This is a genomic window from Microvirga sp. ACRRW (assembly GCF_022346925.1).
In the GTDB taxonomy this organism is placed as follows: Bacteria; Pseudomonadota; Alphaproteobacteria; order Rhizobiales; family Beijerinckiaceae; genus Microvirga.
The window spans coordinates 180,238-204,063 of sequence record NZ_JAKRNJ010000001.1 but is presented as its reverse complement, the minus strand read 5'-3'; the positions used below and the strand labels follow the sequence as shown (position 1 = coordinate 204,063).

Here is a 23,826-nt window from a genome sequence, read left to right as displayed (position 1 = left end):
GCCAAATGGCCTAATTGCCTCTATGGCTTTAAAAATGATTTCAAAGAGTGATACCAAGTGATCGGACATACTTCATGCAATGCTCGTTTCTCAAGATCACGGCTGCAGTATTGATGCTGGGAGCTTTAGGGCTTTCTGGCGAGAGCAGGGCGGACGAGGCGACGCTTCTGGGGACGCTGCCTTCAACGGACGCGCGCCTTCGCATCGGTCTTAAGCAATCTACCTTGCCAGTTGCGCTCGATTTCGCGAAGATCCTCACTTTCGAGCATCCGGCCCGGACGATCGTCATCGGAAACCCGGCTATTGCCGATGGTACCCTAAGCGATGAATACAACATGGTGCTGACAGGGAAAGCGGTCGGCGTGACGAATATGATCGTCCTAGGAGAGGCCGGACGGGAAATCGCGCACCTCAAGATCAGCGTGTCTGCCAACTCGAACCAAGTGACGACGGTTTATCAGGGAGCCTCTCAGCAAGTGTACTCCTGCATCGACACTTGCAGGCCTGTCGGCAAGACCGAGCCGGTCAAATAATGGCGCAAATGCCTCAGATCATGAACTCGGCGGCGGGGCTTTCGGAAAGCGGCGCTTGAGTGACAGGTTCAAGCCGTCTGCGACGAACACAGGCACCACAGTCTTGAAGAGCAAGCTCGCCTTGACCGTTCTGAAATCCGGATCGGATGTAATTTCGACCTTCGGTCTTTCGGCCAAGGGTGTGCCTGATCCGAGTTCTGGAAATTGCTTTTCGATATCGAGGGTAATCTGACCATCGGTCATAGGCCGAAGCAGGCTGTCGCGCGCAGCGCGCTCGATAGCATCAGAGAGTCTGTTGTAGATCCAAAAGCCGCGCCCGAGATCGATGACGATCAAGGACCCGGCGATCAAGAGCATGCCTATGAGAGCAAACTCGACCGCGGTCGAGCCATGATCGCATCGGCACAGGCGAAGTATCCTGTTCGCAAGACACCTCATCGGACTTGAACCTGAATCTCCGACTTCAAAGTTGTCGGCGGCAGGATCATGTTGGTGGCTCTGCTTTCGGCCGTGATCCTGTAAAAGGCGACAGGGAGTTTCTCACCCGTGCAGAGTGTCGTGCAGGTGGGAAGGTGAGGGCCACTCACATTGTCTGGGCACACGCAATAACGCGAGGCGCTTATCATAAGAGGCGGCTTGCCGCCTATCGATGTCGCACTGCCGACAGCAAATCCTTCAGCCGCCATGAGGTTCAAAACTTTCGTCACCTCAGGAGCCGTTGAGCTTGTCGATTTGTCCTCCATAGCCTCTTGAGCTCCAGCCCGCAGGACATGATCCACCGACATCTTCTGCTGAGCGAGAAAGGCAAGGTCGGCAACCGCTACGAAGCCGAGCAGCAGAATTGGGGCGAAAAGACTGAACTCAAGGGCTGAGACACCGCTTTCGCCGCGCCTGAATGCAGCGATCGGACGCCGGAGGCGTCCGAACCTGGAGCCTGCGATTACTCTTCCGGTCATCGTGAGCATCGCCTGTTGTCGCACTGCCGTGGCCTGACTTACTGCCCCGCAGAGGCGGGCTTGCGCTTCGTCCTGCCGAAGAGTGCACTCAGATCGAGCGCCTTCCTGCGTGCATTCTTCGTGTCCTTTCTACCCGTGAGAAGATCCGCGATCTCCTGGAATGATTTTTGCGCAGCGCCCTTGGAGGAAACCTCGGCAGCCATCTGACCTTTGCTGGCCGCGGTTCCAAACAGGTGCGCGTCAAAAGGTATGCAGGCCATCGGCTCGAGTTGCACTGCTTTGGCGAAATCCTTCGGCTTGATCTCGGGCCGCTTTGGCATTCCAACCTGATTCAGGATCAGCTTCGGTGGAGGATCATGTGGGCGAGCCTGCCTCAGTACACCAATCATATTCTTGGCATTGCGAAGGTTGGCGAGATCAGGAGCGGCCGTGATGATGATTTCATCTGCCGCGGTCAGCATGCTTTTCGACCAAGAGGTCCACATATGCGGCATGTCCAGGATCGTAAAAGGAATGCTTGACTGCGCAACCTCGATCAGCGCCTCAAGCTCGCTCTGTCCAAGATCATAGGATTTCTCGAGGTCGGTAGGCGCGGACAATAGGCTCAGATGGTCGCCGCACTTGGTCAGCAGGCGGTCTAGCAGCACCTCGTCGAGGCGGCTCGTGTCCTGGATGGCCTCTGCAAGGCCAGGTCCTGTATCGAGGTTGAAGTCCAGGCTCGCTGTGCCAAAGGGGAGGTCGAGATCTGCAACGACAACATCGGATTGCTGCTGCCGGGCAATCGTCCATGCGATGTTGTGGGCGATGGTGGACGATCCGACGCCACCCTTGGCACCCATGAAGGCATAGGTATGTCCCAGCTTGCCCGAATTGGTTTCGCCGTAAACGCCTGAAATGGAGGTGATCAGGGAAACAGGCGTGATAGGAGCCAGAAGATAATCGCTGACCCCCCGTTTCATCAGATCGCGATAGAATACGATGTCGTTGGCACGGCCGATGACCATGACGCGGGTTCCCGGATCGCAGACTTCCGCAAGCCGGTCGAGATCGGCAAGATTGAGATCATCTGCAGAACGGCTCTCGATGATTACGAGATTTGGGGTAGGGGCGTTCTGGAAATGCGCGATAGCTGCTGCAATTCCGCCCATCCGCACCATGACGCGGGTGCGGGCCATAAGGCGGTCTCGAGCCGAATTCTCGATGGTTGCTGCAATCTCCGCTGTGTCGCAGAAGGCTTCGATGACAATCCTTGGAATCCGCACCGTTTCGCGGGCATGTGCAGAAATAGCCTCAGGAGAGGAAGCGAGACGCACGTCCGTTTCTGCGATCTGCCGAGAGAGATTATCTGCCATGTTGAAGGTCAGGCCTGTCATTAAGGGTCGGTCCTGCGGAAAGTTCACCGCTTCGCATATCTAGAACTTCACGACTTCGCTTTGGCCCGCGCGGAGGATGCGGACGGATGCGCTCTCCGGTCGCAAAACGGGTTCCTCGCCGTTATCGGCAACGGAGCGGAGCGAGAGCGAGAGAAGGCCGCTTGCTTGCCCGGACGCAATGGCTTCAGCCTGCGATGGGCTGAGCTCGAGAGTCGCTGTCTTGCCCACGGTCGCAGCCTGGCCTTTCGCTTCTTCCACCTTCTGGTCCACAGCCAGGACGCGAATGTTGGTCAGGATCGTCCGGCTGAGATTGTCGGTCTGGTTCGGGCCAGGGCGCGCGACCGTCTGAAGCACGTCCACGCGATCGTTCGGCAGGATGAAGCCGCCAGCGGTGCTTTCGACCGACACACGAATGGCGACCGCACGTTTGCCGGGGGTGAGCAGGGATGCAAGAAGATTGGAGCCGCGTGACAGCTTGTCTTCGCGGATCGGCTCGCCCGAAACGAACTGCATGCGTACCATGGCGCCCGCTAGGGTCTTCACCGCTTCAGGCTGTGCAGAGCGGGTGATGAATCCAGGGCTGACTGCGGTGGCCGGCCAGGGCTGCCACCGAAGTGCCTTGTCGTTCAGGGTCTGCCCTTGGCCCAAATCCGATGAAGCGACCAGAACGTCGATCATGGCAACCTGCGGCGCGGAGGCTGGCGCGGTTGTGACGGCCACTCCCGGCCGCATCGATAAAGCAAGCCAGCCGGCGAGGCTGCCGGCGGTAATGGCGATGACCAGAATGATAATGCGCAGCATCGTTAAAGGCCTCCTGTTGCTTCGAAGGCAATCGTTGTTTTCACTTCGATGGCGATCTGCTTCATGACAGCATCTTTATCCAAGGCGTGCTCGGGAAAATGAAGAGAGCCGCTGCCGCAATGGCGACGCCGTAGGGGACACCTGTTTCCTTTGCGTGGAGCCTCTGGACCCAGGGCATGCCGCTGCAGAAGGCAGGAAGCGGCATCGCGCGAAAGCGAAGGAGGATGAGTGCGAGGACGCCCCCGATGATCGCCATGTACAGAACGTAAGGGAGAACGTGTTCGGCGCCGAGCCAGAGAATGACGACTGAGATGAGCTTGGCGTCACCCCCGCCGATCCATCGCAGGGCGAAGAGGATGAAAGTGCAGACAAGAGCAGCGAATGCGACAGCGGCGCTCAGGCCGATTTGCAATGCGCCGAACCCCGCAAGGGGAGCCAGCGCGGCATAAATGGCTAGAAGAAAGAGAACGAGCTCATTGCGGATCTTCATGGTGGCGAGATCCATCAGGCCTGCCCAGATCGTCGCTGCAGCGAAGCAGAGGCTAGCGGTGAGCGCTGCTACAGCCGAGATCGTCATGAATGTCCTCAAGAACGTTTAGGGCAATGAACTGATAAATTTTTTAGACTGTAGCGGAGGGGAAATTGCCCCTCCGCTAGATTCGCGACTACGTAGAGAGCCGGCTGTTACGGAGGGGTGGTGGTGCCGGTGCCAGCTGCCGTGTTGGCTGCTGCGAGCTTCTGCTGGACAGTGTCGAATGTATCCTTCAGTTCGCCGCCTGCCAGCGTCACCATACCGATGATGGTAACTGCGATCAGAGCTGCAATTAGACCGTATTCGATAGCGGTTGCGCCGGACTCGTTCTTCGAGAAGCGCTTCAGGAGAGACTTCATGGTTTCGTTCCTTGGTTTGTTAGACTGGCCTGTCGCACTTTCGATGCGACCCCCCACAAGCCCTCTCGGCTGTGTTACAAACATTCAAAGAACTTTTTCGTAAGCTGGTCTATTCAGCCTGATGGCCTAGAGCTTTTGCGAGGCGTCATTCAGCCAAACGGCCTAAGAATGCAGAATGCGCTTCCAGGGGATTGAAGGTCGCGCATTTTCACGAGCGGCACATCGCAGGCCCGCTATTGTCTCATTGAAAGGGGAGGCTGCTTCGCTGATTTAGCTGGTCTTCCTGGGTCGGGAGATATTGTCGCGCAGGAGATCCAGGTTGTTGTTGACCGTGACGTTCGTCGGATCGAGTTCATGCGCCTTCAGGAAACTGCTGCGGGCTTTCACTACATCGCCGCGCAGAAGATACGAATAGCCGATATTGTTGTAATACTCGGCCCGGTCTCCAACGAGGCGTCCTGCCTCGCGATAGGCGCGATCCGCCAAATCGAAACGGCGCACGCGGTCGTACGAAGCTGCGAGACCCAGCCAAGCCTCTCCGTTATTGGGCTCGATCTCAACGGAGCGCTCGTAATAGCGTGCGGCATGGCCGTAATTGCCTTCGGAGAATTGTACCTTTGCAACCTTGAAGACCTCGCTGTCGGGATAGGTCTCGACGGAGGCGGGCAGTTCAAGCTCGGTGACGCTGTTCCCGAAGCTGGAGAGACCCGTGCTATTGCATGCGGCCAGCACAGGGAGCGCACAGCCTAGTAGAACCGCTGCCAGCTTGCGTTCAAGTACTCTCATTGTCAGCCCCCTAGGCTTATTTTCTGCCGCATACTAGCGATTCATTGCATCGATGTAGCAGTGGTTTGCCCGCTCTCGCAAGACATGCTTCGGACAATTGCTTGCAGATACTGCAACTTCTAGCGGTAAGTGGCCGATAGACCAGATGGACTAGGCCGCCTTTTCTTTACCCACCTTTAACTGCGAAGGCTCACAGCTTGAAGAGTTCTAGGCCCTTTGGAAGGCTAGACTTCGCCAAGCGAGGTAAATTAGAACAATATAACTTTTCGGGGGCGGTTTTCAGAAATGCGATTGAAGTTTGATCCGGCACGCTGCTGCGTGGTGCTGAGCAAGGTCGGGCCAGCTCTCGCAGTATTCGCCTTCATGATTGCATTTGTCGGCACAGTTTCTGCGGTTCAGGCCCAGGAAAGAATGCTGCGCTTCAACAAGGGGCGCGCAATTGGCGACATCAATATCGTCCAAGGACAGTTCCTAACCACTCGGACAGCTGCGGATGTCGGCCGTGTCGTAGTTGGAAATCCCGATATCGCAACAGCCGTCCCGCTCACCACGAACTCGTTCTATATGCTCGGCAAGGCGCAAGGGCGGACGAATGTTGCCGTTTACGGCACTGACGATTCATTGCTGGGAACGGTCAATGTGGAGGTCGGCGCCGACACGCCGGATCTTGCGGCAACCATTCAGGAAACCATTCCGCAAGCCAATATTCGCGTGGAAACAATCAATGGGCGGCTCCGCCTGAGCGGAACGGTGCCGGATGGCATCGCCCTTCGCAAGGCATTGGAGATCGCTGAGCAATATGGCTCGGATGGCGTTATCAATGCTTTGCGTGTGACGGGCGGTCAGCAAGTCATGCTTGAAGTCCGCTTTATCGAAGCAAATCGCAGCGCCGGCCGCGAACTCGGCATCAGCTGGTTTGGACGTCGTGCCGGCGATACGTCCGGGCGTGGCGTCGCGCTTGGAAACTTCACTCCTCCGCGAACGGGGACGTCCGGCATCACATACAATCCGCTGCTGGCAAGCGGCGGAACGCCATTCGGCACAGTGGTTGCAAATTTCCTTGGCGGCGGCATCAGCGCGGATATCCTTGTTCAAGCGTTGGAGGAAAAGGGTCTTGCGCGCCGCTTGGCCGAGCCCAATCTGATCGCGCTTTCAGGAGAAAAGGCGAGCTTCCTGGCCGGCGGCGAGGTTCCCATTCCTGTTTCGGCTCAAGACAATCAGATTACCGTCACCTACAAGGAATATGGCGTTCGCCTGAATTTCACCCCGACCGTGCTCGAGAACGGCATCATCAATCTCAAGCTCGAACCGGAGGTCAGCCAGGTCGACGAGTCGATCCGCGTGAGCACGGGCCCGATCTCCATCCCAGGATTCATCACTCGGCGCGCAAGCACTTCCCTCGAAATTCGTGACGGCCAAAGCTTCGCGATGGCAGGCCTCTTGCAAAGCGTTCACTCCAAGAACCGAGAGCAAGTGCCGTGGCTCGGTTCTCTTCCCATCATCGGCGCACTCTTCAGCTCTTCCTCCTTCGAGGAGCAGGAGACTGATCTTGTCATCATCGTGACGCCGCGGCTCGTGAAGCCCGGCCGGCCGGGGCAGCCCCTTCGCACGCCACTTGACTCGACGAAGCCCAGCAACGACCTGGAGTTCTTCCTTCTCGGTTCCATGGAGGTCGACAAGGACATGCAGAATCGCTTCGCCGAGGGCGCAGGGGTTATCGGCCCTTATGGTCACATCGTCGAGTTGAAGCCAGGAAAGCGCAATGCCGTCAAAAAAATCGTCAAGCAATAGGAATAGGCTTGCTCTTGTTGCATTCCTTGGCGCATCCGTCCCGCTGCTGGGAGGTTGCGTGGATTACATGGAGCGCCGGGACACCATCACTCTTCATGCAGGCGAAGCGCAGGCCTGGAATAGCGTCGTGCATACAGCTGACCCTTGGCCGCCTTATGTCATGAACACTCATATACCAGGCGACGGGCAGCGCACGGCCCGTGTCATGCAACGCTACAGCACGGGCAACACGCAGGGTGGAACGGGCAACGGCGCTCCAGCCGAGACGGGAAACCCGGTCGCTGCCCAACAATGATAATTTAATTGATCGAGCTTGCTTCAGACATCGTGCTGATGTCTTTCAGTTTGGAATTGAAGGCTGACCAATCATCCCGGCTGGCGATCGGCTCCCATATAGCTTCCACCTCATCGATCAGCATCGTGCAGGGTGCTGGACTTGCGAAATAGGGATGTTCGAGATTCACGCCGGGCAGAGGCTCGAAGCTCTCGAGCGTATCGCGGAATTCTTGAAACGCAGAATGAGTATAGAACGCGGCAGAGGGGCTGTGTTTTGCGCGCCCAAGACTCTTCAGGCCGCCATGCCAATCGAAGAATGTCTGCTCGAAAGGGGCATTCGTGCTGTGCATGAACGTCCATAAGGATCGGGCCAGTCTCCCATTCATCTCTAAACTTTGAGATTGCAGGCCGAGACGGCGGAGGAGGGCTGCGGGAAACTCCTGATGCAAGGCCGGCTCGAACGTCGCGAGCGATGCCTCAAGACGGCTCTGATCGGCAAGAGTCAGAAAGCATTCCGCGAGCCTAAACAAATTCCAGAGAAGAGCGTCTGGCTGGCGCCCGAAAGCATAGAGACCGGTCTCATCGAAATACGCGGCCGTGAAGGCAGGGTCATAGGCCGGAAGAAAGCGCCAGGGGCCGTAGTCGAAGCTCTCTCCGGTAACATTGATGTTGTCTGTATTGAGAACGCCATGCACGAAGCCGGCCGCCATCCATTGCGCACCCATGCGCGCGACGCGTCGGCAAACCTCCTCCACGAAAGCCGCCGCTCGCTCTCCCTCATTCTCTCGCCAGACCTCCGGCATGTAGGTTGTAATCGTGTAGTCGAGGAGCTTGCTGATATTGGCCGTCTCGTCGCGATAGAGCAGGCGCTGAAACGTCCCGATGCGGATATGTGAATGGCTGAGGCGCACGAGAACGGAGGAGCGTGTCGGCGATGGCTCGTCACCTCTTTCCAACTCCTCGCCGGTTTCAATGAGGCTGAACGACTTCGATGTTTCGACGCCGAGTGCTTCCAGCATCTCTGTCGCTAGAATTTCGCGAATGCCGCCTTTAAGAGTTAGGCGCCCATCGGCATGGCGCGACCATGGCGTCTGTCCACTTCCCTTCGTGCCAAGATCGAGCAACCTGCCGTCACGTATGTCGTGCAGCTGCGCGAAGAGGAAGCCGCGCCCGTCGCCGAGATCGGGATTGTAGGTGCGGAATTGGTGGCCGTGATAGCGCAGCGCGACAGGCTCTTCAAAGCTGCCGGGCAGGGGCTCGAAGAAGCCGAAGTGCTTCACCCATTCCTCGTCCGTCAAGTTCTCGAGGCCCGTGCGCGCTGCCCAGCGCTGGTTTCGATAGCGCATGAGGTGCATTGGAAATTGGGCTGAAGCGACAACATCATAAAAGTCGCTCCCTAATGTCTCGTGGCTTCTTGTGGGGCGATACGCTGGAGAGAAGGGCATCAATTCGAGTTCCGTGTGTCTTGTCCAATCCGGCTTGAGGCGAAAGGTTCGCGATGCAAGCGGCAATTGCTGCCTTGAAGAGGTCGCAAAACGTACAATCGTGAGACAATATAACTATCGCTATGTAACTATGTATAAGAATATATCGCGCATTAACCGTGCTGTGGAAAAGTATTTTTTGCGTCGAGTATTTAAAAAATGCCGCTCGAATCCGTAGCTTGCCCTCTGAATCGTATAACATTCTTTCCTGGTGTCAGCTGAAATTCTGGCGACGACCTTGGCCGAAGCAGGGGTGGCTCCTATGATTCCTTCAAGCGAAGCAGTCCGAGGAGAAATCAATGAACGCCAAGGATCTGGCTGCCCTTTATGGGCGTGTTGCTTTGGTCATGCTCGTATTTGCATTCGTCGCGGGAATTGTCGCAGGGCCGCTGGTGTACAAGGCCGGCGTCCAGCAATCGGCTAATGCTGTGCAGGATCAACCGACACAGGAACTGATCCGCGGCAGAATGACTGCTTTCTCAGGAAGGCAGGGTTAAGCGCGTAGAAAAACATCGTTCAGCAAGACACACGATCAGCTCTTTCGGAAATGCGATGAGCGACGACAGCATTCTGCGGCAGGAAATTCGCCACTCCTTAAGCGGTGTTCGCAACCTGATCCGGTCGTATTCCGGGCTTTACTCCGGCGAAGATCTTGCTCGCGAAGTGCTTAAGGTTTGCGATCAGGTGGCGCAGAGCCGCCAGTTGACGCCGAGGCTGAAGGAAGCACGCCGTGCCGTGTATGAGCGCTGTGCGAGGCTAGCGCATGATGCGGATCGCTTTTCGATGCGCGATCCCACGGCGATCGCGGCATCCCGTGCTCGGGCTTTTGCTTCCATCGATGTGCTGCAGGATGCCTTGCTTGAAATGCGCAAGGCCGAGACCTGCGTCTTCCGGATCGGGCCCCTGTTGAGGAGAAAGAGCCTCTAGCTGCGTGGCGAGCAAGCTCAGCGGGTGCCGATGCCTTGGCCGCAGAAACTTCGGACTAAGAGAGTTTCAAGTACCGGACTTCATCGGTTCAGGGCGTGAGCGCTGGCGTATGAGGGTGATCTGCGAACATATTCAGCCGCACGGACTTATCCCTGAAACGCATCATGACGAGGAGCCTATGACGTCCGAGGAAATCAAGGAGCTGAATGCAGCGCGCGAAAGTCTCGTGAAACGCCGGCGGGAAATGGCGCGGCAAATCGCGGAAGCCCCGCTTCCCTCTGTAGAGATGGCAGAGGAACTCACGAAAATCCTGAAAGCCATCGAGGCTTTGGATCGGACTCTAAACGAGGCTGGTCAGCCTTATATGAGCCAGTCCGTGGTCGAGCAGATGCAGGCTGAGATCTAAGCGAAGCTTGACAAGAGCGATGCTCTGGCATGGCTGAGCTTCTGACTATTTTTCCGGCATGATGATTCAATGGAAAGCGAATATTTTATCGTTTTGATCTTGTATTACATCGCCTCTACAGGGTGAATTGCGGGGAGAAAGAATACCTGTAGGCCCTCTATGCTCCACACCATCGCCGGTACCTTGGACAACCACCTTCCGGATAACAGAGAAGACGACGCCCGTATGTTCGATCTGGCGCCCGTCTCACTGTGGCTGGAGGATTACAGCGGTCTCAGGCTGCTCTTCAATGAATGGCGGGCCGCTGGGGTGACCTCACTGAAGGAGTATTTGGAGGAGGACGTGGAACGCGTTCGAGTTTGCTCCAACAGAATTCGCGTCATCAAGGTCAATCGCAAGACCCTCAGCCTTTTCGAAGCCGACGATACGGCGCATCTCGTCGCTAATCTCGACAAGATCTTCCAAGCTGACATGCTCAAGACGCATATCCACGAGCTGGTGCAGCTCTGGGATGGGGAACTCACGTTCGAGAGCCATACTGTTAATTACACCCTGTCTGGAAAGCGGCTCGACATTCAGCTGAAAGGCACGGTCCTTCCTGGGCATGAGGAAGAATGGGATCGGGTCCTCATCGCTATCGAGGATGTCACGGAAAGAGAAGCGGCGCGACGAGAGCTCTCGATAAGCGAGATCTATGCGCGCGGCCTCTTCGAGCATTCGCCGGTTTCTCTCTGGGTCGAGGATTTCAGTGCCGTCAAGCAGTTGCTCGATGATGTGCGCCGACAGAGAATTCTCGACTTTCGCACTTTCACCGATGTGCATCCGGAATTCATCACGCGATGCATGAGTGAAATTCGTGTGATCGATGTGAACCGGCATACGCTCGAACTATTCTCTGCGGTTGATAAGAGGACCTTGCTGAGCAATCTAGGCAGCGTCCTGCGCGAGGAGATGCAGGAGCATTTCCGGGAGCAGCTCATCGATCTATGGCACGGCAAAATCTTTCAGCAGCGGGAAGTGGTGAACTATTCTTTGGCGGGCGATGAGCTTCATCTGCATCTGCAATTCTCCGTCCTGCCGGGATATGAGCATGATTGGTCGCTCGTCCAGCTGGCGCTGACGGATATTACTGCTCGCAAACGCGCCGAATCATACTTGGAATATCTCGGCAAGCACGACGTCCTGACCAAGCTCTACAATCGTTCCTTCTATGTCGATGAACTCAATCGCCTGGAGCGGAAGGGGCCGTTCCCCGTGACCGTAGCCATCATTGATCTCAACGGCTTGAAGGCGGCGAACGATCAGCTTGGGCATGCTGCCGGCGACGCCCTGCTGCGCCGTGCTGGCGAGGTTCTCGGCAACGCCGTCGACAAGCCTTCATGCGCTGCCCGCATTGGCGGTGACGAGTTTGCGCTTCTGATGCCGGGAACGGAGGAGCGCGAGGCCAAGCTGGTTATTGAGAGCATTGAGAACCTTCTCGAGGTCAACAACCAGTTCTACACCGGCTTGCCGCTGAGCTTCGCCATCGGATTGGCGACAAGCGAGCCCGGCGAGCGTCTCGAGGCCGTGGTCAAGCGCGCCGACCTGCGGATGTACGAGGCCAAGCGCGCTTACTATGCGGCCATGACGGAGAGCGTAGGGCTCTGAGTCTCAGATGACGATCTCGATGATTTCAGCCGAGGTTGCTCCGATGGGGATAGCGTCGCCCACTTCCTTGCCCATCAGGGCTTGGGCGAGGGGAGATACATAGGAGATAGTCCCCTTTGCCGGATCGGCTTCATCCTCGCCCACGATACGATAGGTCTGGCGTCGCCCATCTTCACGCTCGAAGGTGACGCGCGCGCCGAAGCGGACATGAGCCGCATCAGTGGGAGGCGGAACGACTTCGGCGGAGACGCGTCTGGCCGACCAGTAACGCAGATCGCGCGAGAGGCGCGCCACCTCAGCCTTGTCATCCGCGGCTTTCGCTGCATCGAGACGCTGTTGCAGGGTTTCAATCTCGGCATCCATCTGGGCAAGACCCACCGGCGTGACAAGATGATGAGGGGTCAAGGTCCGGTCAGGCAGATCCTCGAAGGCTTCTCCACCCTCAGCTTCGCGAACAAAGGCACGACTCATAGGCGCTTCCTCCTCGCTTTAGAGGAGAACGCAGGAAACCGGCTAAGTTTCCTTTTTAGTCTTTATTGCCGAGCCTGACGCAGCCGCCCGACGATGCCTCCCGGGAAAGCATAGACGCTGATCACGAACAGCGCGCCGAGCCAAAGCAGCCACCGATCCGGATGGACCAGGTTCGGCAGCAGCGGCACGCCTGCGAGAGCCTTGCTGCCCGCATCCATGAGCACTTGCAGGTAGCTCTGCGCGAGGACGAAGAGAGTGGCGCCGATCACGGAACCGTACATCGTTCCCATGCCGCCGATGACCACCATGAGCAGGATGTCGATCATGATGGAGAAGGAGAGAGTGGTGTCCGGTCCGTTGTAGCGCAGCCACAGAGCCATGAGCGCACCTGCCACGGTGGCGATGAGCGCCGAGATGACGGATGCCATCGTACGATAGGCCACCACGCGATAGCCCAAGGCCTCTGCGCGGAACTCGTTCTCGCGGATCGCCTGCAGCACGCGCCCGAACGGCGAGTTCACGATGCGAAGTAGCAGCAGAAACATGAGGAGCGCCACGAAGAACAGCATGTAATAGGCAACGAGGCGACCATTAATGGTGACGCCGAGCACCGGCTCCGAGAAGAGCCGGAAGGCCGGGCGCAGCTCGTAAGGAAGCTGGAACGACAGGCCGTCTTCGCCCCCCGTGATACCGGAGAGCTGCGAGGCCAGAACCGCCATGGCGGAGGCAACCGCCAGCGTGATCATCGAGAAGAAGATCGCACGCACGCGCAGCGACAGGAGGCCGATGGCGACGGCGAGCAGGGCGGAGAGAAACAGCGCAACGACGAGGCCGATCGCGACCGAACTCCATGTTGCGCCTAGTCGCTCCAGCGCGATGGCGATGCCATAGCCGCCGATGCCGAAGAACATGGTGTGGGCAAAGGACACGATGCCCGTATAGCCGAGCAGCAAATCGAAACTTGCGACCAGCACGATGAAGACGCAGATCTTCGCCGCCGTGCTCAAAGGCTGGCTGCCGGAGAACAGGAATGGCGTTGCGGCCAGCAGAACCAGAATGGCGAGCAGGATGAAAGTCAGCGCCTTCGAGCGCGGCAGGTCCGAAGACAGAATGCTGCTTAAGGCACCGCCGCTCTTGCGGGTTTCGTCAAAAGACAGGGGCAGGGCAGGAGATGTGCTCATCGACGCGCTACCGGAAAGAGGCCCTGCGGACGCCAGATCAGCACGAGCGCCATGACAAGGATGTTGGAGATCAAAGCGAGTTTCGGCTCGATGAAGCCGACATAGTTGGCGACCAGCGCTACCAGGAGTGAGCCGACGAAGCAGCCGCCGACGGAGCCGAGGCCGCCGATGATGATGACGATGAACACCAACACCATCACTTCCATGCCCATGCCGGCGGTGAGTGTCTGGCGGTAGAAAGCCCACATGACGCCGCCGAGACCGGCAAGAGCGGAGCCCGCCACGAATACGCTGACGAAAAGACGGCGGATGCGATAGCCGAGCGCCTCGACCATCTCCGGGTTCTCGACGCCTGCGCGGATGAGAAGGCCGATGCGAGTCCGGTTGAGCAGCAACTGCATGCCGATGAACACCACGAGGCCGATGCCGACCGCCACGACGCGATAACGCTCCATCACGACATCGCCGATGATGAATGCGCCACGCAGGGTTTCGGGCAACGGGATCGGAATGGGAGACGCGCCCCAGATGGCATGGATTGCCTGTTCGGCGACGATCAGGCCGCCCATGGTGACGAGGATCTGCTTCAGGTGGCTGCCATAGACCGGGCGCACGATGACGCGCTCGAACACGGCGCCTACCACGCCCGTGACGCCCATGGCTGCCAGGATGCAGAGAAGCAGCAGACCTAAGTTGAGCCATACCGAATCCGCCTGTGCCCAGCCTGCTAACGGTCCGAGTACGATCAGCGTGGCGTATGCTCCCAGCGATATGAAGACGCCATGGCCGAAATTGATGATGTCCATCAGGCCGAACACCAGCGTGAGGCCCGATGCCATGAGGAAGATCATCATGCCCATCGCAAGGCCAGCGACGGTGAGCGTGACCCAGGTCGAGCCGCTGCCGACGAAGGGCAGGGCGAGAAGCGCGAGAGCAGGCACGAGCAGGAGCGGGAGCCAATCGGTCTTGCTGCGCGGTAGCGGCTCGGGAGATGCGGTGGTTTCAGCAGCCATATCGGTCATTGATGGGCATCCAGGGATAGGCCGAGCAGGCGCTGCTGGAGGTTCTTGTCCTCCACCATCTCGCGCATGGTGCCGGAATGCACGATGCGTCCGTCATCCATGACGATGACGTTGTCACCGAGCGCGGAGGCGGCGTAGAAATTCTGCTCCACGAGCAGGATCGTTTCGCCGGCGGCTTTCAGAGCCTTGAACGCCTCGATCATGCTGCGCACCATCACGGGCGCGAGACCCTTGGTAGGTTCGTCGATGAGCAGCAGGCGGCGCGGTTCTGCGATGGCGCGAGCGATGGCGAGCATCTGCTTCTGTCCGCCGGAGAGATTGCCTGCGGGCAGGTTCCAGAAACGCTTCAACGCTGGAAAGAGGCCGAGCATCCAGTCGAGACGCGCGGAATCCACCGGGCCGCTGCGGGCAGCCAGCACGATGTTCTCGCGCACGGTGAGATCGGTGAAGATTGCCATGGATTCCGGCACATAGCCGATGCCGGCACGGGCGATGTCCGGCGTGCTGTTCTTGGTGATGTCGTTGCCATCGAAGCGGATCGTGCCCGACGAGGCCTGCCACAAACCCATGATGGTCCGCAGCGTCGTCGTCTTGCCTGCGCCGTTGCGGCCGAGCAGCATGGTGAGCTGGCCTGCGGGAATGGCGAAATCCACGCCGTGCAGAATGTGATAAGGGCCGATATGCGTGTGAACGCCGGAGAGCTGCAGCAGAGGCTCAGCCATTCGCCACCTCCACGCCGAGATAGGCTTCCTGCACTACGGGCGAGGCGATGACCTCCCCTGGATCGCCATCGGCCACGAGGGCACCGTTGTGCAGCACGATGATGCGGTCGGCGAGCGAGCGGACAACGTCCATCTTGTGCTCCACGAGAAGCACGGTGGAATCGCCGCGCTGCTTGATGTCCTGAATGAGTTCGAGCACGGTCGGTACTTCATCGACGCTCATGCCGGCGGTCGGCTCGTCGAACATGAAGACCTTCGGTTCCATCGCAATCAGAAGTGCGACTTCGAGCTTGCGCTGATCGCCGTGCGAGAGCGCTTTCGGCGCGATATTGCGCTTGTCGCTCAGGCGCACGCGCTCAAGAATCCCGTCCGCCTTCTCGATAAGATCGCGCCGGCTGTTCCAAACTTTAAGCAGAGACCAGCCGGCTTCAGCGCGGCTTTGCACCGCGAGGCGCACGTTCTCGAGCGCCGTCAGGTCAGGGAAGAGATTGGTCAGCTGAAAGGCACGTCCCAGGCCGCGCTTGGCCCGGGCGGAGGTGGCAAGCGACGTGATGTCCTCGCCTTCGACCAGAACCTGTCCCGAGCTTGCGCGCAGCTGTCCGGAGATCAGGTTGAAATAGGTGGTCTTGCCGGCGCCGTTCGGGCCGACAATCGCCGTGAGCGTGCCAGGAGTGAACTGGCACGACACGTTGTTGACGGCCACATGGCCACCGAAGCGAATGGTAAGCCCGCGCGTTTCAAGCGCGGGCGTTGTCGTTGCAAGTGATGTCACTTCTGTTCAGCGCTTGTTGCGAACCGGAATGGGCATCTTGTCGGCGGGGATAGTGTCGACGAGATCGAGCAGGTCGTTCGCGTCCTTGCCGTTGGCCTTGACCTTGAAGTGATACATGGCCTGAAGCGCCTGATGGTCTTCCTTGCGGAAAGTCATGGTGCCCTTCGGCGTCTCGAAGCTCATGCCTTCCATGGCGGAGATCAGCTTCTCGGTATCCGTGCCGCCGGCCTTCTGGATGGCGGTGACGACGGCAGAGGCTGCGGCGAAGCCGCCTGCGGTGAAGAAGTCCGGCGGAGAATTGTAGCGCTTCTGATGTTCCGTCACGAGCCAGTCGTTCATCGCGTTCTTCGGGAAGGCATAGTAGTAGTACACAGCGCCTTCCATGCCGGGATAGTTCTTGTAGATCTGCATGGCGGGCAGGATGTTGCCGCCGGGCGCGATCTCGATGCCGAAGCGCTCGGGCTTCAGGTCGGCGATTTTCGGAAGCGGATGCTGGCCGGCCCAGATGATGTTGATGATCTTTTTGCCCGGCTTGTCCTTCAGTGCGTCGAAGATGCGCTGGGCGGAAGCCGTGAAGTCCGTGGCGTTCTGCGGCGCATATTCCTCGAACACGACCTTCGCGTTCGGGCGGATTTCCGCGAGCGCGCTCTTGAGAGCTGCGACGCCATCCTTGCCGAAGGCGTAATCCTGGGCGAGCGTTGCGATGGAAACTTCGCCGCTTGCCGGAATGGCGCCAGCCGCGCCATAAGCATCCTGCGTGGAGTTGCGGGCGGTGCGGAAGATGAAGCGGTTCCATTTGTCGCCGGTGATCGCATCAGCCACGGCGGGCTCCACGATCAGCACCTTGCCGTTCTCTTCCGCGACGGGAAGCATGGCGAGCGCAGCAGCCGACGAAGTGGTGCCGACAGCGAGGTCGACCTTATCGTCGTTATAGGCCTGCTCCAGAAGCGTCTTGGCGAGATCGGCCTTGAGCTGATCGTCCTTCACGATCACGGAGATCTTGCGGCCGTTCAGCGTCATGCTGCCCTTGGTGAGATATTCGAGGCCCATCATGAAGCCGGCTTCGGTCTGCTTGGCATAAGCCTCGAGCGGACCGGTCTTGCCAGCGATGAGAGCGATCTTGATATCCTGCGCGAAGGCTGCGGAGGCAAAGAAAATTCCTGCCGTAGCGGCAGCGATTTTGAGCTTGAGGCGCATCGGACTCCCCTGTGTTTTTGTTGCGTCATTGACGGTGCGGGGAGCGAACCTGTCAAGCGCGTTTGTTGGGCAGATTGTGGAGAGGCCATTGGCCTTTCGGCTTAAGCCTCCGGCAGAACGGGTTCCTCAATATCTTTCGTTTCGCGCCCCCGCCGGGCCGCTTCCCTTTCAAGCAACAGAAGCGCCAAGCCCGCGGTGCAAATGACAGCGGCGCCAACGAGCGTCCAGAACTCGACGATGTCACCGAAAGCCAGATAGCCCAGCACGATGGCCCATATGATGAGCGTGTATTGATATGGCGCGACGACGGAGGCCGGGGCGATTTTCAACGAACGGTTGACGCAGGCATGCGCTGCCATCGAGACGATGCCCAGCAGGAAAAGGCCGGCCAGATCGAGCCATCCCGGCGCAACCCATGCAAAGGGGGCGACGAGGATGCCGAAAATGAGATTGCCGAGAATCTGCCCGAGAACCAGCGTGCCGTCATCTGTGTCGCGGAGCTTGCGGGTCGTGATCATCAGCAGCGAATAGAACATGCTTCCCGCAAGGGCGATGAAGGCGGGCCAGGAGAGCGTCGCGGGCGAAGGCCGCAGGGCGATCAGCACGCCGATGAAGCCGACGCCGATGGCGAGGATCCGCGGCTTGTCGATCTTCTCGCCCAGCCAAAACGCCGCGAAGGCCGCCACATAGATCGGACCAGCGAGGTAATAGGTCATCACGTCCGCAAGGGGCAGGTAAGTAACGGCCCAATAGAAGCAGGCCACCTCGAGGGTCGAGAGGAGGATGCGGAAGGCGTGAAGCCCGGGCTGCGGCGGAACTTTCAGGGGAATGTTCTGCCGATGCATGAGCGGCAGAAGGATCGCCAGCGCCGCGACGCTGCGCAGAAGCAGAACCTGACCCACGGAATAGGTGGCGACGAGCCATTTCCCCATCACGTCGTTCACGGAAAACATGAAGGTGCCGAGCAGCATCAGGCCGATGCCGACGAGAACGCCGGAGCGCACCTTTGAGGAGGGGGAAGCAGGCTGTGTCATGGCCCGCATTCATGATGGAAGCGGGGCCAATTCACAAGAGGGTCGAAAGCTGCCTTAATAAGCTTGGCCATGGAGGTAGGAACATGAGCGAGCCCACACTGAGGGACCCCGATTTCGAGGCACGGGTGCGGGGCAGCTTCGCGAAGCAGGGGCTCATGGAGACGCTGGGGGCATCCCTTGCCCGCGTGTCTCCAGGCGCGGTCGACATCGCGCTGGCGCCATCGCCCGCCGTGTCGCAGCAGCACGGCTTCGTCCATGCGGGGGCGGTCGCGAGCATCGCGGATTCAGCCGCAGGCTATGCGGCCCTGACATTGATGCCGCCGGGGGCGGGCGTGCTGACGGCGGAATTCAAGATCAACCTTCTGGCGCCTGCAATTGGCGACAGCATCGTGGCGCGGGGCAGGGTGATCAAGGCCGGACGTACCCTCACGCTCGCACAGACCGAGGTGTTTGCCGGGCGGGAGGGACAGGAGAAACTGATTGCGGTGTTGACGGCGACCCTGATGACGATCGAGGGCCGTGCTGGCGTGGGCGATTAGAAGGTCTTTGCCCCGTTCACGGGCAGCATGATGGAGTAAAGCGACGTCGTGGCGCAGATGTAGAGCCGGTTACGCTTCGCCCCTCCGAAGACCACGTTCGCTACCGCCTCCGGCACCAGGATCTTGCCGATGAGCGTACCGTCGCTCTCGTGGCAATGCACCCCGTCGCCCGCGCTGGTCCAGATGCGTCCCGCATCGTCCAGGCGGAAGCCGTCGAAGAGACCATCCGTGCAGGTCGCAAATACATCGCCTCCCGCTAAGCGGCCATTCTCGCCTACGTCGAAAACACGGATGTGGCCAGGCCCATTGGGAACATGGGTTGCGCCGGTATCCGCGATGTAGAGGCGCTTCTCGTCCGGAGAAAAAGCGAGGCCGTTCGGGCGCACGAAATCATCGGCGACGATGCTGACGGATCCGCCCTGCGGATCGACGCGATAGACATGACACGCGCCGATCTCGCTCTCCGCCTTGTGGCCCTCATAATCGGAGTCGATGCCGTAGGCCGGGTCCGTGAACCAGATTGAGCCATCCGATTTCACCACTACGTCGTTCGGGCTGTTGAAGCGCTTGCCGTCGTGATGGCTCGCAATCACGGTGATGGAGCCGTCATGCTCCGTGCGGGTCACACGCCGGTTGCCGTGTTCGCAGGTAACGAGCCTGCCTTGGCGGTCCACCGTATTGCCGTTGGAATAGCCGGATGGATTGCGGAACACGCTGACCGCGTTCGACGTCTCGTCGAAGCGCATCATGCGGTCGTTCGGCACGTCGCTCCAGACGAGATAGCGCCCGGCAGGGAAATAGGCGGGGCCTTCCGCCCAGCGGCAACCTTCCGCGAGCTTTTCCAGCCGGGCAGAGGGAATGATCAGGCGGCGAAAGCGCTCATCCAAGACAACGGCGACGTCCCGAGGCATGCCAAGTTCCAAAGCCTAGTGGGCCATCAGAACGGGAATAGTCGTGCTGTTCAGGATGTGGCTCGTCGCGCCGCCGAAGAACATTTGCCTCAATCGGCTCTGGGTATAGGCGCCCTTGACCAACAGATCGCAGCCGAGAGCGGCGGCCTCCGTCAGGATCGTCTCGCCCGGCTTGTCCGCCGGGTCGGGAGCCGTGATGGCCTCAGCCGCAATGTCATGCATCCGCAAGGAACGGGCAAGCTCCGAGCCGGAGGGCCCTGGAACGCCCCAATCCTCCAGTTCGAGAACCACGACGCGGCGGGCCTTCTTCAAAAGCGGCATGGAGCCCAAAACGGCGCGCGCCGTCTCGGTGCTGCGGTTCCAGGCGATCACGACAACCTCGCCGAAGGTGCGGGGCACGCTCGGCGGAGCAATCAGCACCGGGTGCCCGGTTTCAAAGAGCGCCGCCTCCACGGTGGACAGGCGAGTCTGGCCATCGGAGCCGTCAGGCCTGCCGACCACGATGGCGTCGAAGACGCGGCCATAAGCGCCTAGGAACGCATCCTCCGTCAGGCCATCCTGCCGCCAGCCGAAGCTCAGTCCCGACAGGCCGGAGGAAGAGCGCGAAATCTGCTTCGTATTCATGAAGCCTTCGAACCGCTCACGGCAGGCACGAGCCATTTCGGTGCGGTTTTCGGGGGTAAGGGGCGAAGGGACGCCGATGGCAATGTCCACCGGCAACACCACGGGGTAATCGGGGGTGATCGCCAAGCCCTCGATATAGCTGTCAAAGGTTCGGCCCAAGAGCAGCGCCACTTCGAGCTGGCTCTCGACCAGGCCATGGTCTTCGATCGGGACGAGAATGCTTTTCATGAGATTATTGTCGCGCGCCAAGCCCGTCTCGGCAAGGGCTTTCGACGAAGGTGGAATGCAGGTCAGGAAATCGAGAAGTCGCTGGGGTTCCAGGAGACGTTCGGGTATTGCGGGCTCATATCCTCCAGCGTCGCCTTGACAATGGAGGCAATGGCCGCGTTTCGCACCCATTTCCGGTCGGCGGGAACAATGTGCCAGGGAGCATGGGGCGTGGAGCAGCGCTGCAGCATGATCTCATAAGCCTCCTGGTACTCGTCCCAGTGCGCCCTGTCCTCCAGGTCGCTCGGGTTGAATTTCCAGTGCTTCGTCGGATCGTCGAGCCGCGCCTGAAGGCGCTCCTTCTGTTCGTCCTTCGAGATATGCAGCATGAATTTCAGAACGGTCGTTCCGTTCTCGACCAATGTTTTCTCGAAGGCATTGATCTGCTCGTAGCGTTGCTCGATGGCTTCCTTCGGGGCGAGACCGCGCACCTTCGCGATCAGCACATCCTCGTAATGCGAGCGGTTGAAGATGCCAATGGTACCGCGCCGAGGGCAAGCGGCATGGACGCGCCAGAGATAATCATGTTCCAGCTCGATTTTCGAGGGCGGCCCGAAGGCGTGTACCGAGACGCCGAGCGGACCGGTGGAGTTGAAGACGCTGCGAATGGTGCCATCCTTGCCCGAGGTGTCAGTGCCTTGCAGAATGATCAGCAATGCGCGCGAGCCTTCCGCATAGAGCCGGTCCTGCAGCGCATCGATATCCTTGGCGAGGGAGGCCGTGGCGGCCTTCGTCTCCTGTTCGTCCCCGAAAAGGCTGGAGTCGCGCGGATCCCGGTCTTTCAGTTTGATGCGTTCTCCAGGCTTTACCCGAAGCGTTTTGATGATGCTGTGCTCTTGCTCTGCCATTGTCCGCACTCCCCAAGCATATCAGGACGATAGGGCATGTATCCGCGAAAGGAAGGTCTGGATGATTGTGCCGTGCGCCTTTACGGGCGGGTCGCCGCCTCTTACGAATGGGGCGAGCACGTTTACGAAAGGCCCGTCTGATGTTGGCTCTCTATTATTATCCCGGCAATGCCAGCCTGCTGCCGCATATGATGCTGCGAGAGATCGGGGTGCCGTTCGAGATGCGGCTGGTCGACCGCAATCAGAACGCGCAGAAGAGCGCCGAGTATCTCAAGCTCAATCCGAATGGCCGCATTCCCGTTCTGGTCGATGACGAGTTCGTGCTGTTCGAAACAGTTGCCATCGCTTTGTACCTCGCAGACAAATTCCCGGAAGCAGGGCTTGCGCCCGCTCTCGGCACGAAGGAGCGAGCTGAATTCAACAAGTGGATGGTACATCTCACCAATACGCCGCAAGCAGAATACCGCGCATGGTTCTACCCCCACGAGCATGTGATCGATGAGGCGGCTGCACCGGCTGTGAAGCAGGGGGCCGAGCAGCGCCTTTACCGGATGTTCGACGTCATCTCAGAACAGCTCGGCGACAAGACATGGCTTCTCGGAGATCACTTCTCCGCTGCGGATCTCTTCCTGTTCATGCTGATCCGTTGGGGCAGGGGCATGCCCCGTCCGCCGCGCACGATTCCTAATTTGAACGCATTGGCCGAGCGCGTGATCGCGCGTCCTGCCGTTCAATCAGCTCTTGAGGCGGAAGGCTTGAAGGCACCGGTCTTCTGATCCTTCACGCTTTCCGAGATGCTCTCTTCGTACGCTTTGCTTCAGGCAGAATCTGATCGACTTTTGTCATCCCGGCCCAAGGATCCTGTTTCAGGGAGGCAAGGCGTTTTGCGATGTTCTTGACGGTAAATCCGTTGGGCCTCAGGTCAGGCGTAAGCTCTTCCCATGCAACCGGCGTAGCCACAGGCGCGCCGGGGCGTGAGCGGGTCGAGTAGGGCGCGACGGCAGAGGCCTCGCGATTGTTGCGAAGATAGTCGATGAAGATCTTGCCCTGCCGCTCATCCTTGACGGATGTAGTGGTGTAGCGATCAGGCTCATCCTTCGCCATCGCCTCCGCAATGCCGCGCGTGAAGGTCAGTGCCTCCTTCCATGACGCCTTCGGCTTGAGCGGCACGACCACATGCAGGCCTTTACCGCCTGTCGTCTTGACGAAACTCTCAAGCCCCTGTGTCTTCAGGCGCTCACGAACGGCAAGTGCTCCTTCGATCACCTGTGACCATTCCACGCCCTCACCGGGATCAAAGTCGAAGATCAGCCTGTCGGGCTTTTCCAGATCGGTTAGTGTCGCGCCCCAGACATGCATTTCCAGGACGCCTGACTGCACGAGAGCGACGACGCCCTGAATGTCGCCGACGCTCAGCACCTCCAGCTTGCCCGATGTGTCGGGCACCATGGTGCTGTGGATGGCAGGATTCATTCCGGCCCAGGAATGGCGCTGCACGAAGCATTTTTTCTCCGCGCCAGAGGGACAGCGAACGAGGGTGAGAGGGCGATTGACGAGATGCGGCAGGAGCCAATCGGAAATCCCGGCATAAAACTCCGCCAGTTCCTGCTTGGTGAGGCCTTGGTCTTCCCACAGCACGCGCTCAGGATGGGTGAGGGAGATGCCTGCAACGTCGACGCTGCCTGTCTTCTCCGCTTTTGCTGATGTGGAGCGCTTCGGACCGGCGGCAGTTTCCTTGGATGAGGTAGGCGATTTCTTCGCAGCCGCTTTCTTCTTCGGCGCAGCTTTTGCGGGTCCAATCTCTTCGATGGCGCAGCCGGATTTTACCGAGAGAGGCGCTTCTTCAAGAATATCGGGATCGTTCTCCGTCCGGGCATAGGCGTCCTCCGCTTTGATCAAAAGCCAGGATTCCTGCTTCTCGCGCGGGCGCTTTCCCATGCGGATCAGGTGCCATGTGCCATGGAGCTTCTCGCCGTCGAGGCGGAAGGTGAGGCGCCCCTTGGCATAGGCTTCGCGAGGATCACCTTCGGGCTCCCATGTGCCCCGGTCCCAGACCAGCACCGTGCCGCCGCCATATTGTCCCTCAGGGATTGTGCCCTCGAAATCCGCGTAAGCGAGCGGATGGTCCTCCACATGGACCGCAAGGCGTTTCTCGCCCTTCACGAGACTCGGGCCCTTGGCAACGGCCCAGCTTTTCAGAGTGCCGTCGAGTTCCAGGCGGAAGTCGTAATGCAGGCGGGAGGCGTCGTGCTTCTGGATGACGAACGATGAGCCTTTGCGCCGCGTTGCTTTGCCCTGCGGCTCAGAGGTTTTCGTGAAGTCGCGCTTGGCGCGATAGGATGCGAGCTTTGCCATGGCGCGGAGTCA

Annotated in this window: 28 protein-coding genes; 9 read left to right on the top strand and 19 right to left on the bottom strand. The window is 59.2% G+C overall.

Annotated elements, in window-relative coordinates; translation table 11 throughout:
- The first annotated feature begins 74 nt into the window (after window positions 1-74).
- Window positions 75-533, top strand: coding sequence for a pilus assembly protein N-terminal domain-containing protein (locus MHY87_RS01115; protein WP_239348552.1), 459 nt, complete (start codon window positions 75-77; stop codon window positions 531-533).
- Between the two features lie 18 nt (window positions 534-551).
- Here the strand turns inward: MHY87_RS01115 and MHY87_RS01110 are convergent, their stop codons facing one another.
- The 7 genes from MHY87_RS01110 to MHY87_RS01085 all read right to left on the bottom strand — a co-directional run bounded on the left by MHY87_RS01110 (window position 552) and on the right by MHY87_RS01085 (window position 5,340).
- Window positions 552-971, bottom strand: a complete 420-nt coding sequence (locus MHY87_RS01110) for a TadE/TadG family type IV pilus assembly protein (protein WP_255726128.1) — start codon at window positions 969-971, stop codon at window positions 552-554.
- The gene (locus tag MHY87_RS18900; protein ID WP_370644828.1) at window positions 968-1,489 is read right to left on the bottom strand and encodes a TadE/TadG family type IV pilus assembly protein; all 522 of its coding nucleotides are present in this window, start codon (window positions 1,487-1,489) and stop codon (window positions 968-970) included. The genes MHY87_RS01110 and MHY87_RS18900 overlap by 4 nt, the downstream gene beginning before the upstream one ends.
- A 38-nt stretch (window positions 1,490-1,527) precedes the next feature.
- The gene (locus tag MHY87_RS01105) at window positions 1,528-2,862 is read right to left on the bottom strand and encodes an AAA family ATPase (RefSeq protein ID WP_239348548.1); all 1,335 of its coding nucleotides are present in this window, start codon (window positions 2,860-2,862) and stop codon (window positions 1,528-1,530) included.
- 39 nt (window positions 2,863-2,901) lie between these two features.
- Entirely contained in the window at window positions 2,902-3,663 is a 762-nt protein-coding gene (gene cpaB / locus MHY87_RS01100; RefSeq protein WP_239348546.1) for a Flp pilus assembly protein CpaB, read from the bottom strand.
- Window positions 3,664-3,724: 61 nt separating this feature from the next.
- Complete coding sequence (locus MHY87_RS01095) at window positions 3,725-4,240, bottom strand: prepilin peptidase (RefSeq protein WP_239348544.1); 516 nt, start codon at window positions 4,238-4,240, stop codon at window positions 3,725-3,727.
- Between the two features lie 107 nt (window positions 4,241-4,347).
- Window positions 4,348-4,554 carry a Flp family type IVb pilin gene (locus tag MHY87_RS01090; protein WP_239348542.1) on the bottom strand — a complete coding sequence of 69 codons (207 nt, stop codon included), beginning with the start codon at window positions 4,552-4,554 and terminating at the stop codon, window positions 4,348-4,350.
- Window positions 4,555-4,824: 270 nt separating this feature from the next.
- Window positions 4,825-5,340, bottom strand: a complete 516-nt coding sequence (locus tag MHY87_RS01085) for a tetratricopeptide repeat protein (protein WP_239348540.1) — start codon at window positions 5,338-5,340, stop codon at window positions 4,825-4,827.
- A gap of 291 nt (window positions 5,341-5,631) precedes the next feature.
- Here MHY87_RS01085 and MHY87_RS01080 point away from each other — a divergent pair, with 291 nt between their 5' ends.
- Both MHY87_RS01080 and MHY87_RS01075 read left to right on the top strand, forming a co-directional pair.
- On the top strand, window positions 5,632-7,131 hold the full coding sequence (locus tag MHY87_RS01080) for a type II and III secretion system protein family protein (RefSeq protein ID WP_239348538.1): 1,500 nt from the start codon (window positions 5,632-5,634) through the stop codon (window positions 7,129-7,131).
- A gap of 58 nt (window positions 7,132-7,189) precedes the next feature.
- Window positions 7,190-7,426, top strand: a complete 237-nt coding sequence (locus tag MHY87_RS01075; RefSeq protein ID WP_239348536.1) for a hypothetical protein — start codon at window positions 7,190-7,192, stop codon at window positions 7,424-7,426.
- A 4-nt stretch (window positions 7,427-7,430) separates the two neighbouring features.
- Here the strand turns inward: MHY87_RS01075 and MHY87_RS01070 are convergent, their stop codons facing one another.
- Entirely contained in the window at window positions 7,431-8,852 is a 1,422-nt protein-coding gene (locus tag MHY87_RS01070; RefSeq protein ID WP_239348534.1) for a protein adenylyltransferase SelO, read from the bottom strand.
- A gap of 338 nt (window positions 8,853-9,190) precedes the next feature.
- On the opposite strand from MHY87_RS01070, the gene MHY87_RS01065 reads away from it, so the two are divergent.
- The 4 genes from MHY87_RS01065 (at window position 9,191) to MHY87_RS01050 (ending at window position 11,871) form a co-directional block, all read left to right on the top strand.
- Window positions 9,191-9,388: a hypothetical protein gene (locus tag MHY87_RS01065; protein ID WP_239348532.1), complete on the top strand. Its 198-nt coding sequence runs from the start codon at window positions 9,191-9,193 to the stop codon at window positions 9,386-9,388.
- 55 nt (window positions 9,389-9,443) lie between these two features.
- A complete protein-coding gene (locus MHY87_RS01060; RefSeq protein ID WP_239348530.1) occupies window positions 9,444-9,818 on the top strand; it encodes a hypothetical protein in 375 nt (124 codons plus the stop codon).
- Between the two features lie 4 nt (window positions 9,819-9,822).
- Window positions 9,823-10,224 carry a hypothetical protein gene (locus MHY87_RS01055; protein WP_239348528.1) on the top strand — a complete coding sequence of 134 codons (402 nt, stop codon included), beginning with the start codon at window positions 9,823-9,825 and terminating at the stop codon, window positions 10,222-10,224.
- 159 nt (window positions 10,225-10,383) lie between these two features.
- Window positions 10,384-11,871 (top strand): GGDEF domain-containing protein, encoded by a 1,488-nt coding sequence (locus MHY87_RS01050; protein WP_239348527.1) that lies wholly within the window; start codon window positions 10,384-10,386, stop codon window positions 11,869-11,871.
- A 3-nt stretch (window positions 11,872-11,874) separates the two neighbouring features.
- Here the strand turns inward: MHY87_RS01050 and greA are convergent, their stop codons facing one another.
- The 7 genes from greA to MHY87_RS01015 all read right to left on the bottom strand — a co-directional run bounded on the left by greA (window position 11,875) and on the right by MHY87_RS01015 (window position 18,270).
- Window positions 11,875-12,342, bottom strand: a complete 468-nt coding sequence (gene greA / locus MHY87_RS01045; protein WP_239348526.1) for a transcription elongation factor GreA — start codon at window positions 12,340-12,342, stop codon at window positions 11,875-11,877.
- A 62-nt stretch (window positions 12,343-12,404) separates the two neighbouring features.
- Complete coding sequence (locus MHY87_RS01040; RefSeq protein WP_239348525.1) at window positions 12,405-13,523, bottom strand: branched-chain amino acid ABC transporter permease; 1,119 nt, start codon at window positions 13,521-13,523, stop codon at window positions 12,405-12,407.
- Entirely contained in the window at window positions 13,520-14,545 is a 1,026-nt protein-coding gene (locus MHY87_RS01035) for a branched-chain amino acid ABC transporter permease (protein ID WP_239348524.1), read from the bottom strand. The genes MHY87_RS01040 and MHY87_RS01035 overlap by 4 nt, the downstream gene beginning before the upstream one ends.
- Window positions 14,542-15,267, bottom strand: a complete 726-nt coding sequence (locus MHY87_RS01030; protein ID WP_239348523.1) for an ABC transporter ATP-binding protein — start codon at window positions 15,265-15,267, stop codon at window positions 14,542-14,544. The genes MHY87_RS01035 and MHY87_RS01030 overlap by 4 nt, the downstream gene beginning before the upstream one ends.
- On the bottom strand, window positions 15,260-16,039 hold the full coding sequence (locus MHY87_RS01025; RefSeq protein ID WP_239348522.1) for an ABC transporter ATP-binding protein: 780 nt from the start codon (window positions 16,037-16,039) through the stop codon (window positions 15,260-15,262). The genes MHY87_RS01030 and MHY87_RS01025 overlap by 8 nt, the downstream gene beginning before the upstream one ends.
- Window positions 16,040-16,045: 6 nt before the next feature.
- The gene (locus MHY87_RS01020) at window positions 16,046-17,236 is read right to left on the bottom strand and encodes a substrate-binding domain-containing protein (RefSeq protein ID WP_239348521.1); all 1,191 of its coding nucleotides are present in this window, start codon (window positions 17,234-17,236) and stop codon (window positions 16,046-16,048) included.
- A gap of 101 nt (window positions 17,237-17,337) precedes the next feature.
- Window positions 17,338-18,270, bottom strand: a complete 933-nt coding sequence (locus MHY87_RS01015) for a DMT family transporter (protein WP_239348520.1) — start codon at window positions 18,268-18,270, stop codon at window positions 17,338-17,340.
- Between the two features lie 83 nt (window positions 18,271-18,353).
- Here MHY87_RS01015 and MHY87_RS01010 point away from each other — a divergent pair, with 83 nt between their 5' ends.
- A complete protein-coding gene (locus MHY87_RS01010; protein ID WP_239348519.1) occupies window positions 18,354-18,809 on the top strand; it encodes a PaaI family thioesterase in 456 nt (151 codons plus the stop codon).
- Here the strand turns inward: MHY87_RS01010 and MHY87_RS01005 are convergent.
- The 3 genes from MHY87_RS01005 to MHY87_RS00995 all read right to left on the bottom strand — a co-directional run bounded on the left by MHY87_RS01005 (window position 18,806) and on the right by MHY87_RS00995 (window position 21,459).
- On the bottom strand, window positions 18,806-19,720 hold the full coding sequence (locus MHY87_RS01005) for an SMP-30/gluconolactonase/LRE family protein (protein WP_239348518.1): 915 nt from the start codon (window positions 19,718-19,720) through the stop codon (window positions 18,806-18,808). The genes MHY87_RS01010 and MHY87_RS01005 overlap by 4 nt on opposite strands.
- Before the next feature lie 15 nt (window positions 19,721-19,735).
- Window positions 19,736-20,572, bottom strand: a complete 837-nt coding sequence (locus MHY87_RS01000) for a universal stress protein (protein WP_239348517.1) — start codon at window positions 20,570-20,572, stop codon at window positions 19,736-19,738.
- 62 nt (window positions 20,573-20,634) lie between these two features.
- Window positions 20,635-21,459 (bottom strand): polyphosphate kinase 2 family protein, encoded by an 825-nt coding sequence (locus tag MHY87_RS00995; RefSeq protein WP_239348516.1) that lies wholly within the window; start codon window positions 21,457-21,459, stop codon window positions 20,635-20,637.
- A 140-nt stretch (window positions 21,460-21,599) separates the two neighbouring features.
- Between MHY87_RS00995 and MHY87_RS00990 the strand changes: the two genes are divergently transcribed.
- Entirely contained in the window at window positions 21,600-22,235 is a 636-nt protein-coding gene (locus tag MHY87_RS00990) for a glutathione S-transferase family protein (RefSeq protein WP_239348515.1), read from the top strand.
- 4 nt (window positions 22,236-22,239) lie between these two features.
- Here MHY87_RS00990 and ligD read toward each other — a convergent pair whose 3' ends face one another.
- Window positions 22,240-23,814 (bottom strand): non-homologous end-joining DNA ligase, encoded by a 1,575-nt coding sequence (gene ligD, locus MHY87_RS00985; protein ID WP_239348514.1) that lies wholly within the window; start codon window positions 23,812-23,814, stop codon window positions 22,240-22,242.
- Window positions 23,815-23,826: the final 12 nt, after the last annotated feature.

Excerpts from the sequence above, each read along its gene's own strand:
- MHY87_RS01115 (WP_239348552.1), top strand. The coding sequence starts at position 75 with ATGCAATGCTCGTTTCTCAAGATCACGGCTGCAGTATTGATGCTGGGA.
- MHY87_RS01110 (WP_255726128.1), bottom strand. The coding sequence starts at position 971 with ATGAGGTGTCTTGCGAACAGGATACTTCGCCTGTGCCGATGCGATCAT.
- MHY87_RS18900 (WP_370644828.1), bottom strand. The coding sequence starts at position 1,489 with ATGACCGGAAGAGTAATCGCAGGCTCCAGGTTCGGACGCCTCCGGCGT.
- MHY87_RS01105 (WP_239348548.1), bottom strand. The coding sequence starts at position 2,862 with ATGACAGGCCTGACCTTCAACATGGCAGATAATCTCTCTCGGCAGATC.
- cpaB (WP_239348546.1), bottom strand. The coding sequence starts at position 3,663 with ATGCTGCGCATTATCATTCTGGTCATCGCCATTACCGCCGGCAGCCTC.
- MHY87_RS01095 (WP_239348544.1), bottom strand. The coding sequence starts at position 4,240 with ATGACGATCTCGGCTGTAGCAGCGCTCACCGCTAGCCTCTGCTTCGCT.
- MHY87_RS01090 (WP_239348542.1), bottom strand. The coding sequence starts at position 4,554 with ATGAAGTCTCTCCTGAAGCGCTTCTCGAAGAACGAGTCCGGCGCAACC.
- MHY87_RS01085 (WP_239348540.1), bottom strand. The coding sequence starts at position 5,340 with ATGAGAGTACTTGAACGCAAGCTGGCAGCGGTTCTACTAGGCTGTGCG.
- MHY87_RS01070 (WP_239348534.1), bottom strand. The coding sequence starts at position 8,852 with ATGCCCTTCTCTCCAGCGTATCGCCCCACAAGAAGCCACGAGACATTA.
- MHY87_RS01065 (WP_239348532.1), top strand. The coding sequence starts at position 9,191 with ATGAACGCCAAGGATCTGGCTGCCCTTTATGGGCGTGTTGCTTTGGTC.
- MHY87_RS01060 (WP_239348530.1), top strand. The coding sequence starts at position 9,444 with ATGAGCGACGACAGCATTCTGCGGCAGGAAATTCGCCACTCCTTAAGC.
- MHY87_RS01050 (WP_239348527.1), top strand. The coding sequence starts at position 10,384 with ATGCTCCACACCATCGCCGGTACCTTGGACAACCACCTTCCGGATAAC.
- greA (WP_239348526.1), bottom strand. The coding sequence starts at position 12,342 with ATGAGTCGTGCCTTTGTTCGCGAAGCTGAGGGTGGAGAAGCCTTCGAG.
- MHY87_RS01040 (WP_239348525.1), bottom strand. The coding sequence starts at position 13,523 with ATGAGCACATCTCCTGCCCTGCCCCTGTCTTTTGACGAAACCCGCAAG.
- MHY87_RS01035 (WP_239348524.1), bottom strand. The coding sequence starts at position 14,545 with ATGACCGATATGGCTGCTGAAACCACCGCATCTCCCGAGCCGCTACCG.
- MHY87_RS01030 (WP_239348523.1), bottom strand. The coding sequence starts at position 15,267 with ATGGCTGAGCCTCTGCTGCAGCTCTCCGGCGTTCACACGCATATCGGC.
- MHY87_RS01020 (WP_239348521.1), bottom strand. The coding sequence starts at position 17,236 with ATGCGCCTCAAGCTCAAAATCGCTGCCGCTACGGCAGGAATTTTCTTT.
- MHY87_RS01015 (WP_239348520.1), bottom strand. The coding sequence starts at position 18,270 with ATGACACAGCCTGCTTCCCCCTCCTCAAAGGTGCGCTCCGGCGTTCTC.
- MHY87_RS01010 (WP_239348519.1), top strand. The coding sequence starts at position 18,354 with ATGAGCGAGCCCACACTGAGGGACCCCGATTTCGAGGCACGGGTGCGG.
- MHY87_RS01005 (WP_239348518.1), bottom strand. The coding sequence starts at position 19,720 with ATGCCTCGGGACGTCGCCGTTGTCTTGGATGAGCGCTTTCGCCGCCTG.
- MHY87_RS01000 (WP_239348517.1), bottom strand. The coding sequence starts at position 20,572 with ATGAAAAGCATTCTCGTCCCGATCGAAGACCATGGCCTGGTCGAGAGC.
- MHY87_RS00995 (WP_239348516.1), bottom strand. The coding sequence starts at position 21,459 with ATGGCAGAGCAAGAGCACAGCATCATCAAAACGCTTCGGGTAAAGCCT.
- MHY87_RS00990 (WP_239348515.1), top strand. The coding sequence starts at position 21,600 with ATGTTGGCTCTCTATTATTATCCCGGCAATGCCAGCCTGCTGCCGCAT.
- ligD (WP_239348514.1), bottom strand. The coding sequence starts at position 23,814 with ATGGCAAAGCTCGCATCCTATCGCGCCAAGCGCGACTTCACGAAAACC.